We start from the raw sequence: 10,285 nt of genomic DNA on the forward strand, positions 1-10,285 counted from the left end.
TGACCGCGCATTTTTTCAGCAAAAGCCCCGTTAATGTGCCATAAAACAAGCAATTTGCCGTTTTTGCAACCGTAATCACACTTCCTGGTGGCATACTAAGGAGGAATAAAAAGAAAAAGGAAGATAAGTAATGCCTTTAAGCGCACAACAGTTAGCTGCACAGAAAAACCTTTCGTATGTTCTGGCTGAGAAGCTGGCGCAACGGATCTTAAAAGGTGAACATGAACCCGGCACCATTTTGCCCGGTGAGATTGAGCTGGGCGAGCAATTTGGAGTGAGTCGTACAGCGGTACGCGAAGCGGTCAAAACGTTAACGGCAAAAGGGATGGTTTTACCGCGACCGCGAATTGGTACTCGGGTCATGCCACAATCGAACTGGAATTTTCTTGATCAGGAATTGCTTACTTGGTGGATGACAGAAGAGAACTTTCATCAGGTCATCGATCACTTTCTGGTTATGCGTATCTGTCTGGAGCCGCAAGCCTGCCTACTGGCAGCAACGGTTGGCACCGCGGAACAGAAGGCGCATCTCAATACGTTAATGGCCGAAATGGCGGCATTAAAAGAGAACTTTCGCCGTGAACGCTGGATCGAAGTCGATATGGCCTGGCATGAGCATATCTATGAAATGAGCGCCAATCCGTTTTTGACCTCATTCGCCTCGCTATTCCATTCGGTTTATCACACTTACTTCACGTCAATTACCAGCGACACAGTGATAAAGCTGGATCTGCACCAGGCGATTGTCGATGCGATTATCCAAAGCGATGGCGACGCGGCATTTAAAGCTTGTCAGGCGCTGCTACGCTCACCTGATAAGTGATAACCCGATAACAGGACATTGAATGAGCGATAAAAAGAAGCGTAGTATGTCGGGTTTGCCGTGGATCGCGGCGATGGCCTTCTTCATGCAGGCACTTGATGCCACTATTCTGAATACCGCCTTACCCGCAATCGCTCATAGCCTTAATCGTTCTCCTCTCGCGATGCAATCAGCCATCATCAGTTATACGCTGACGGTGGCGATGCTTATTCCGGTAAGCGGATGGCTAGCCGATCGCTTCGGTACGCGTCGCATTTTTACCCTTGCCGTGAGTCTGTTCACGTTGGGTTCTCTGGCCTGCGCACTTTCTAATTCGCTACCACAGCTGGTTGTCTTCCGGGTTATTCAAGGGATAGGCGGCGCAATGATGATGCCTGTTGCTCGGCTGGCCTTACTGCGTGCTTATCCTCGTAATGAACTTCTTCCGGTATTGAATTTTGTCGCCATGCCGGGTCTGGTGGGGCCAATTTTAGGCCCCGTTCTTGGCGGCGTGCTGGTCACCTGGGCAACCTGGCACTGGATATTTTTAATTAATATCCCCATAGGTATTGCGGGCCTTCTTTACGCGCGCAAACATATGCCCAATTTCACCACCGCACGACGCAGATTCGATATCACTGGCTTTTTGCTGTTTGGCCTCAGCCTTGTTCTCTTTTCAAGCGGAATAGAGCTATTCGGGGAAAAGATTGTCGCCAGCTGGATTGCCTTGACGGTAATTGTCACCAGCATCGGGTTACTGCTTCTCTATATTCTCCATGCGCGACGTACGCCAAACCCATTAATTTCATTAGATTTATTTAAAACCCGCACTTTCTCGATCGGTATCGTAGGCAATATTGCAACCCGTCTGGGGACCGGCTGTGTACCGTTCCTTATGCCATTGATGTTACAGGTAGGATTTGGTTATCAGGCGTTTATTGCCGGCTGTATGATGGCACCGACAGCGTTAGGTTCCATTATTGCAAAATCGATGGTTACCCAAGTCTTACGTCGTCTGGGCTATCGCCATACATTAGTGGGGATCACGGTGATTATTGGGCTAATGATCGCTCAGTTCTCTTTGCAATCACCGGCAATGGCGATATGGATGCTGATCTTGCCGTTGTTTATATTAGGGATGGCTATGTCGACGCAGTTTACCGCGATGAATACCATCACACTTGCCGATCTGACCGATGACAACGCCAGCAGCGGTAACAGTGTTCTGGCGGTCACGCAGCAACTGTCGATTAGTTTAGGCGTTGCTGTAAGTGCGGCCGTCCTTCGCATTTATGAAGGGATGGAAGGCACAACGACTGTCGAACAATTCCACTATACGTTTATCACGATGGGCATTATTACTGTTGCTTCAGCAGCAATGTTCATGCTTCTGAAAACAACCGATGGTAATAATTTGATCAAAAGACAGCGTAAATCTATGCCGAACCGCGTTCCATCAGAATCGGAGTAAGTTGTAATCGTTGTTGCTGAAGGGGCGGCTGGGTTATCCGATGGATGAGTACATCAATCGCCAGCTCCCCCAGTTCATCTTTCGGTTGGTGGATAGTGGTTAATGGTGGCGTCATAAAGCTTGCCAGTTCGATATCGTCATAGCCAATCACCGCGATATCCTGCGGAACCTGTAACTCTGCCTGATATAACGCCTGGTAAACGCCAACAGCCATAGCGTCATTTCCGGTAAAGACGGCCTGAGGACGCAGCGGATGTGATAACAGTTGGCGCATGGCGTCAAACCCGCCGTTAAATTCAAAATCACCAGTGACTTCATAGCCATCAGGAATGTTGAGACCCGCACGTTTCATCGCCGCCCGATAACCTTCCAACCGCAGGCGCGCCGGAGTTTTATCCAGCGGACCGGTAATACAGGCGATACGGGTATGACCTTTATCGATCAGATATTGCGTTGCTAAGTCTCCGCCCAGCAACGAGTTATCCTGAATAAGATCGCTGTCGCCATCGAACGGAGCCCAGTCCATCATCACGGTAGGCACTGTCGGATAACGTTGCATGATTTCACGCGAAGGCTGATGCGTTTCGGTACACAGTAACAGTAAGCCATCAACGCGTTTTTGCATCAGCGTTTCCAGATTGCGATTCATCCGCTGTTCATCGCCTTCGGTATTGCAAAGGACGAGACTATAACCGCGTTCGAAGCAGCTGCGTTCAACGCCACGCACCAGTTCTGAATAGAAAGGATTGGTACTGGCAGTGATCAACATGCCAATGGTATGTGTTTGATTGAGTTTGAGGCTACGCGCCAGAGCTGATGGCGCGTAATTGAGTTCTTTAATCGCCGCTTCAACTTTGGCGGTAATCGCTTCACTGACGAAGCGATCTTTATTGATAACGTGAGAAACTGTTGAGGTAGAAACGCCCGCCAAACGGGCAACATCTTTCATTGTAGCCAAGCGTCACCTCTGCCTGTCTAAAAATGCGTCGATCTCTTCACGCCACGGTACGGAAGGTTGTGCGCCTTTACGTGTTACGGCAATCGCAGCGGCAGCATGGGCAAACCGAATCGCCTCTGGCAATGGTTTTTCTTCCAGCAACGCCGTGATTAACGCGCCGTTAAAGGTATCTCCGGCAGCAATGGTATCGACAGCCTGCACCCGGAATCCAGGAACGCGCTGACCTTCACCATTCACGCTAGCCCATACACCACGACTTCCTAAAGTAATCAGTACAGTACGGATACCCTTTTCATGCAGTACCTGCGCCGCCTTCGCTGCATCTTCATCATTTTCAACACGAATACCGGTGAGCTTTTCTGCTTCCGTTTCGTTTGGCGTAATAATGTCCACCAGCGCCAGCAGTTCGTCAGGAAGTTCGCGAGCCGGAGCCGGGTTAAGCGCAACGATAGTCTTATTTTGATGGGCGATTTTCGCCGCTGCCATCACACTTTCGAGTGGTGATTCCAGCTGCATTAATAACGCTGACGCGTTGGCAATACGCTCACGTTGCGCTTCCACCAGCGATGGGGAAAGAGCAGCATTAGCGCCGGCATGAATACCGATGACATTCTCACCTTCGCCATTAACAAAAATCAGCGCCACACCTGTTGATTCGCCTTTGATCACGCTGACCGGAGTAATATCGATGTTATCAGTGGCGAGCTGCTGGCGAACGCTCTCGCCAATGCTGTCATCGCCAGTACAGGCAATAAACGCGATATTCGCACCGCTACGCCCAGCAGCCACAGCCTGATTCGCGCCTTTGCCGCCAAATGCAACCTGATAGTGGTTACCGGTTACGGTTTCGCCTGGAGTAGGAAAAGATTGAAGATTAAGAATGTGGTCAGCATTAATGCTGCCAAGAACAACGAGGCTGCCTGCGTTTTGCATATTCGGGATGTCCATAAAATGCGCCACCGTGTTAGGGTGGCGCGTGCCCTGCTTTTCTTTATATTATATTACACGTTCATCTGTCGATGACGTATTTATGTCACCATCAGGTCATACAACCTGATTAAAACTACTGCTTAACAACCAGTTTCAGATCAACCGGATACTTAGCCTGAACTTTCTCGCCTTTCAGCACTTTATCTGCGGTTTCAACGCCTTTCGCGCCAATCTGATCGGGTAGCTGAGCGATAGTCGCTGCTAGTTTGCCATCATTCACCGCTTTTTCGCCATCCGGTGTACCGTCAAATCCGACGACCATCACATCCGATTTACCGGCAGTTTGCAGTGCGCGCAGCGCGCCCAGCGCCATTTCATCATTCTGCACGAATACAGCCTGAACATCCGGATGAGCGGTCAACAGGTTCTGCATTACGTTCAAACCTTTGGTGCGATCAAAATCTGCTGGCTGGCTGGCAAGAACATTAAACTTGTGAGCAGCAACGGCCTGCTGGAAGCCTTCGCCACGTTCACGGGCTGCGGATGTACCGGCAATACCTTGCAGCTCGATAACTTTGGCACCTTCACCCGCTTTCTTCGCGATGTAATCACCGGCGATTTTGCCGCCCAGTACGTTATCAGATGCAATGTGGCTCACCACTTCACCTTTCGTTGCCTGGCGGTCAAGAGTGATAACCGGAATGTTCGCCTGGTTAGCCATCTTCACAGCATTACCCACTGCGTCGGAGTCGGTCGGGTTAATCAGCAGAATTTTGGTGCCGCGAACGGTTAAGTCCTGCACATTCGCCAGCTCTTTCGCCGGGTTGTTCTGGGAGTCCAGCACCACCAGGTTATAGCCAAGTTTATCCGCCTCTTTCTGCGCGCCATCTTTCAGCGATACAAAGAACGGGTTGTTAAGCGTGGAGACCACCAGCGCGATGGTGTCTTTTGCCATCGCATTCGCACTGACGGTGGCGCTTAGCGCAACAGCGGAAACCAGGGTAGCCAGTTTTTTCATGTTCATATTCAAGATGTCCTGTAGTCGTTATTACTGCTTTTTGTTGTCTACCAGCACCGCCAGCAAAATCACCACCGCTTTGACGATCATCTGGTAATAGGAGGAAACACCTAACAAATTCAATCCATTATTAAGGAAGCCAAGAATTAATGCGCCGATCAACGTCCCAACAATGCGACCTTTTCCGCCCGCCAGACTCGTACCGCCCAGAACCACCGCAGCAATAGCATCCAGCTCATAGCCAGTCCCCGCCGTGGGTTGTGCAGAGGAGAGACGCGCCACTTCAATGATCCCGGCCAGCGATGCCAGCAGACCACAAAGAGAATAGACGATGATTTTGATTTTATTGACGTTGATACCAGAAAGACGCGTTGCCGCTTCGTTGCCGCCCAGCGCGTAGATGTAACGCCCCAGACGCGTGTGATGCAGCATGTACCAGGCCGCGAGGAAGACAATCCCCATGATCCAGACTGGCGTCGGTACGCCCAGCGGACGACCAATACCAAACCAGCCAAACAGATCGGCGTTCTCAGTAAAGCCGGTATTCACTGGGCTACCGTTGGTATAAACCATGGTCACGCCGCGCAGTAAAAGCATCATAACCAGCGTAGCGATAAACGCCTGGACGCGACCTTTCGCTACAATCACCCCGGTTACCGCACCAATTGCGGCACCTAACGTGAGAGCAGCAGCGACAGCCACCAGCGCATTGACTTCAATGCCGACGATAGATGCAGCAACTGCACCGGTTAGCGCCAACAGAGAACCTACCGACAAGTCTATGCCCGACGTCAGGATCACCAGCGTCATCCCGACCGCCATAATGGCGTTCACCGAAGTTTGCTGGAGAATATTGAATAAGTTATTGATGGTGAAAAAGTTCGGGCTTAACGTCGAGACAATCGCGATCAGCACCAGCAGAGCGATAAGCGATTTCTGCTCCATCAGCCACGCTTTCGTGAAATAACGGCGACCAGAGACAGTCTGGGTTGTCATTTTTTTACTCCTGATTCACGCGATTAAGCTTGCCCACAGCGGCAGCCATTAACACTTCCTGGGTGGCCTGCTCACGAGTAAATTCCCCGCTGAGATGCCCTTCATGCATGACGATGATGCGATCGCTCATGCCTAATACTTCTGGCATCTCCGATGACACCAGAATGATACTCAAGCCATCGGCTTTGAACTGGTTAATCAGTTGATAGATCTCTTTTTTCGCGCCGACATCTACGCCACGGGTAGGCTCATCAAGGATCAATACTTTGGGGCGTGTCATCAGACCGCGGGCAATCGCCACTTTTTGCTGATTGCCACCGGAAAGCAGACCAATTGCCTGTTCCATCGACGGCGTTTTCACATTAAACAGACGAATGAAATCACTCACAGCCTGCTGTTCATCGGCATGCTTCAAACTGCCGCCAGCGCGGCTGAAGTAGCGCAGCGCTGTCAGCGACATGTTCTCTTTTACTGACATGCCCAGCACTAAACCGTCACGTTTACGGTCTTCGGAGATATACACAATGCCGTTTGCCAGGCCATCCTGCGGTGAACGGGTAACGACTTCATGCCCATCCAGGGTGACGTAACCGCTGGTGCGCGGCAGTGCGCCGTAGAGCACTTTCATCAGTTCGGTACGACCTGCGCCCATCAAACCAGAGACGCCAAGAATTTCGCCTTTGCGTAAAGTAAAAGAGACATCGTTAACGCCAGGTCCGCAGAGATTATCGACTTTCAGGCGGATATCTCCTGGCGCTTTGTCCAGGTGTGGATATTGATCTTCCAGCTTGCGGCCCACCATCATCTCAATCAGCGAATCTTCGGTCAGTGATGCCACTTCGCGCTCAGCAATAAATTGCCCATCACGAAAAACGGTAACGTCATCGCAAATCTCGAAGATTTCTTTCATGCGGTGGGAGATATAGACAATACCGCGGCCTTGCGATTTCAGCTCGCGGATGACGCGGAACAGGGATTCGGTTTCGGTATCGGTCAGCGCATCGGTCGGTTCATCCATAATGATGACTTTCGACTCAAAGCTCAGCACTTTGGCGATTTCAACCATTTGCTGGTCACCGATGGAAAGATCGCCCACTAACTTGTCGCTTTTAAAGCGCAGGTTAAGTTTAGCCAGCAATTTATCCGCTTCGACATACATGGTTTTCCAGTCAATTTTGCCAAAGCGATTAACAAACTCACGACCGAGGAAAATGTTTTCGGCAATGGTCAACTGCGGGATCAGGTTCAGTTCCTGATGGATAATCCCAATCCCGGCTTCCTGGGAAGATTTCGGCCCGGTAAATGTCGTTTCTTTCCCCAGCCATAAAAGCGTGCCGGCATCGCGAGTATAGATACCAGTAAGCACTTTCATCATGGTGGATTTACCCGCGCCGTTTTCGCCCACCAGCGCCATCACACGGCCCGGATAGACATTTAACGCTGCGCCCGAGAGGGCTTTTACGCCCGGGAAGGCTTTATCGATGCCTTTAAGCTGAAGTAATGCTTCCATGACGGCCTCAGAACGTCACGCCAGCACAGAGAATGATATTCGCATACGGAGAACATTCTCCGCTGCGAATTACCGCCTGACTTTCTGCGGTTTGTTGTTTGAATTGTTCATGCGTGGTGTAACGAATTTCAATGGTATTTCCCTGGTGTTTTTGCAGCTGCTCAAGGTGAGTGAGCAACGTTTCGTGGAGTTGCGGATTATGTTGTTTGATCTCTTCCGCGATAATGGCAGCCTCGACCTGCATTTCATTTGTGACGACGCCCAGCACCTGCATAAAAGAAGGTACACCTTGGGTTAATGCCATATCGATACGCGTTGTACTTTTGGGGATGGGTAAACCAGCATCACACACCACCAGCGTATCGGTATGTCCCAGACGGGAGATCACCGATGAAATATCAGAATTAAGAACGGTGCCTTTTTTCTCCATCAGCGAAACGTTTCGCTGATCCGCAGCTTAATCCTGACTGAGTTGGGAAAACCATCGTGACGTTACGGAAATGTGATCAACCTCGAAACGTTTTACATGGTGATTAACCATGAAAACAAAAACGCCCCCTTATGAAGAAAGGAGGCGTCTGGCGTTAGATTTCGACCTGAGTACCCAGTTCGATAACCCTGTTTGGCGGGATTTCAAATTGATCTGGTGCACGCAGCGCATTACGTTGCAGCAGCAAGTACAGCTTGCCGCGCAGACGCAAATACCACGGGCGTTTGCCGAGGATCAACGACTCATGCGACATAAAGAAGGAGGTTTCCATCATCCGGCAACTTAATCCTTCCAGACCGCAGCGGTGGAAAACTTCTTCCACGTTTGGCGTTTCTCGCCAACCATAACTTGCCACCACGCGCCAGAAAGTGGGCGACAGTTGTTCAATCTGTACCCGACGGACGTTATGGACATATGGCGCGTCTTCGGTGCGCAGAGTTAACAGAATCACCCGCTCATGCAATACCTTGTTATGTTTAAGGTTATGCATCAGCGCAAAGGGAATGACGTTGATTGCACGCGACATATACACCGCGGTCCCGGGCACGCGAACAGGCGGTGATTTCTCCAGCGAAGCAATCATCGCTTCCAGAGAGTTACCATGTTCATGCATCCGCCGCAGCAAGCGGAAACGCTCGCTCTTCCAGGTGGTCATCACGATAAACATCACAGTACCGAGGCTCAATGGCAACCAGCCGCCGGAGAGCAGTTTATCGAGGTTAGCGGTGAACAATGGAATATCGACACAAAGGAAAGCAATCAGGATCAGCGCAACAAAATACTTATTCCAGTGCCAGTTCTGACGTGCCACGGTAGTCGAGAGAATAGACGTCAGTACCATGGTTCCGGTCACCGCAATCCCGTACGCCGCCGCCAGGTTGCTGGAGTGCTCAAAGCTGACAATCACAATCACGACCGCGACATAGAGCATCCAGTTCACAAACGGAATATAGATTTGCCCTGACTCCATTTCGGAGGTGTGAATAATGCGCATCGGCGACAAATATCCCAGACGTACCGCCTGACGCGTCAATGAGAAGACGCCAGAGATAACCGCCTGCGAGGCAATTACCGTCGCCAGTGCGGCGATGATCAGCAGTGGGATCAGCGCCCAGTCCGGTGCCAACAGGAAGAACGGGTTCTTAATCGCTTCCGGGTTCTTTAACAACAACGCTCCCTGACCGAAGTAATTAAGGGTCAAGGAAGGTAATACGACGGTGAACCAGGCCAGGCGAATAGGGAACTTACCAAAGTGCCCCATATCAGCATACAGCGCCTCGCCCCCCGTAATCGACAGCACCACTGCCCCTAATGCAATAAAAGAAACCGTTTTGTATTCAAGGAAGAAATGCACCGCCCACATCGGATTCAGCGCATGCAGCACTTCCGGGTTAGCAATAATGCTACGTAACCCCAGTCCTGCCAGAATCAAAAACCAGGTCAGCATGATCGGCGCAAACAGCTTACCGACCATAGCCGTGCCATGCTTTTGAATCATAAATAATAAAGTGAGAACGATAATTGAGAGGGGAACTATCCAGGTATCCAGCTGCGGGGCGACGATTTCCAGACCTTCAATGGCTGACATCACCGAAATAGCGGGTGTTATGACGACTTCACCATAGAAAAAGCTGCCGCCGATTAGCCCCATAATCACCAGCATTGATGTGGTTCGCGCCGACGTATTACGCCCGGCAAGCGACATCAACGTCAGGATCCCCCCCTCACCGGCGTTATCTGCCCGCATCACGAAGGTGAGATATTTAATGGAAACCACAAAGATTAGCAGCCAGAAGATCAGCGATAAAAAGCCAAACACGGCATCGCGTTCAACGCCAAAACCAAACTGGCCGGACAAACATTCACGAAGTGTATATAACGGGCTGGTACCAATATCGCCGTAGACAACTCCAATCACCGCGAGGGTAATCGCGGGCAATGATTGCTTATTATCAGTGCTCATAGACTAGTCTTTCGTTGAAATATGAAATGTGTGCTTAGTCCCTTGGCCCACAAAAAAGCGCACAGTATGCACGATTAACGGCAAAATCGTACTCCTAAATGCGGCCACATTAACCTGGCTCAAAGAAAAAGCCCCCCCCCCTTTGAG

General features: G+C 50.6%; 9 protein-coding genes. 2 read left to right on the forward strand and 7 right to left on the reverse strand.

Going from position 1 to position 10,285, the window contains the following annotated elements:
* Positions 1 to 130 precede the first annotated feature (130 nt).
* Positions 131 to 823: a FadR/GntR family transcriptional regulator gene (locus ACUU1M_RS16380; RefSeq protein ID WP_001131150.1), complete on the forward strand. Its 693-nt coding sequence runs from the start codon at positions 131 to 133 to the stop codon at positions 821 to 823.
* A gap of 22 nt (positions 824 to 845) precedes the next feature.
* A complete protein-coding gene (mdtD, locus tag ACUU1M_RS16385; protein ID WP_001280881.1) occupies positions 846 to 2,273 on the forward strand; it encodes a multidrug transporter subunit MdtD in 1,428 nt (475 codons plus the stop codon).
* Here mdtD and rbsR read toward each other — a convergent pair.
* The 7 genes from rbsR to kup all read right to left on the reverse strand — a co-directional run bounded on the left by rbsR (position 2,239) and on the right by kup (position 10,138).
* On the reverse strand, positions 2,239 to 3,231 hold the full coding sequence (gene rbsR, locus ACUU1M_RS16390; protein WP_000224468.1) for a ribose operon transcriptional repressor RbsR: 993 nt from the start codon (positions 3,229 to 3,231) through the stop codon (positions 2,239 to 2,241). The genes mdtD and rbsR overlap by 35 nt on opposite strands.
* Positions 3,232 to 3,234: 3 nt before the next feature.
* A complete protein-coding gene (gene rbsK / locus ACUU1M_RS16395; RefSeq protein ID WP_005051970.1) occupies positions 3,235 to 4,164 on the reverse strand; it encodes a ribokinase in 930 nt (309 codons plus the stop codon).
* A gap of 130 nt (positions 4,165 to 4,294) precedes the next feature.
* Positions 4,295 to 5,185, reverse strand: coding sequence for a ribose ABC transporter substrate-binding protein RbsB (gene rbsB / locus ACUU1M_RS16400; RefSeq protein ID WP_001056275.1), 891 nt, complete (start codon positions 5,183 to 5,185; stop codon positions 4,295 to 4,297).
* A 24-nt stretch (positions 5,186 to 5,209) separates the two neighbouring features.
* Positions 5,210 to 6,175, reverse strand: a complete 966-nt coding sequence (rbsC, locus tag ACUU1M_RS16405; RefSeq protein WP_000211867.1) for a ribose ABC transporter permease — start codon at positions 6,173 to 6,175, stop codon at positions 5,210 to 5,212.
* Between the two features lie 4 nt (positions 6,176 to 6,179).
* Positions 6,180 to 7,685, reverse strand: coding sequence for a ribose ABC transporter ATP-binding protein RbsA (gene rbsA, locus ACUU1M_RS16410; RefSeq protein WP_000387785.1), 1,506 nt, complete (start codon positions 7,683 to 7,685; stop codon positions 6,180 to 6,182).
* Between the two features lie 7 nt (positions 7,686 to 7,692).
* The gene (gene rbsD / locus ACUU1M_RS16415) at positions 7,693 to 8,115 is read right to left on the reverse strand and encodes a D-ribose pyranase (RefSeq protein WP_000412154.1); all 423 of its coding nucleotides are present in this window, start codon (positions 8,113 to 8,115) and stop codon (positions 7,693 to 7,695) included.
* A gap of 154 nt (positions 8,116 to 8,269) precedes the next feature.
* Positions 8,270 to 10,138: a low affinity potassium transporter Kup gene (kup, locus tag ACUU1M_RS16420; protein ID WP_000102346.1), complete on the reverse strand. Its 1,869-nt coding sequence runs from the start codon at positions 10,136 to 10,138 to the stop codon at positions 8,270 to 8,272.
* Positions 10,139 to 10,285 lie beyond the last annotated feature (147 nt).

It is taken from the genome of Shigella sp. SIG6 (genome assembly GCF_053555815.1).

Excerpts from the sequence above, each read along its gene's own strand:
- rbsK (WP_005051970.1), bottom strand. The coding sequence starts at position 4,164 with ATGCAAAACGCAGGCAGCCTCGTTGTTCTTGGCAGCATTAATGCTGAC.
- ACUU1M_RS16380 (WP_001131150.1), top strand. The coding sequence starts at position 131 with ATGCCTTTAAGCGCACAACAGTTAGCTGCACAGAAAAACCTTTCGTAT.
- rbsD (WP_000412154.1), bottom strand. The coding sequence starts at position 8,115 with ATGGAGAAAAAAGGCACCGTTCTTAATTCTGATATTTCATCGGTGATC.
- rbsC (WP_000211867.1), bottom strand. The coding sequence starts at position 6,175 with ATGACAACCCAGACTGTCTCTGGTCGCCGTTATTTCACGAAAGCGTGG.
- mdtD (WP_001280881.1), top strand. The coding sequence starts at position 846 with ATGAGCGATAAAAAGAAGCGTAGTATGTCGGGTTTGCCGTGGATCGCG.
- rbsB (WP_001056275.1), bottom strand. The coding sequence starts at position 5,185 with ATGAACATGAAAAAACTGGCTACCCTGGTTTCCGCTGTTGCGCTAAGC.
- kup (WP_000102346.1), bottom strand. The coding sequence starts at position 10,138 with ATGAGCACTGATAATAAGCAATCATTGCCCGCGATTACCCTCGCGGTG.
- rbsA (WP_000387785.1), bottom strand. The coding sequence starts at position 7,685 with ATGGAAGCATTACTTCAGCTTAAAGGCATCGATAAAGCCTTCCCGGGC.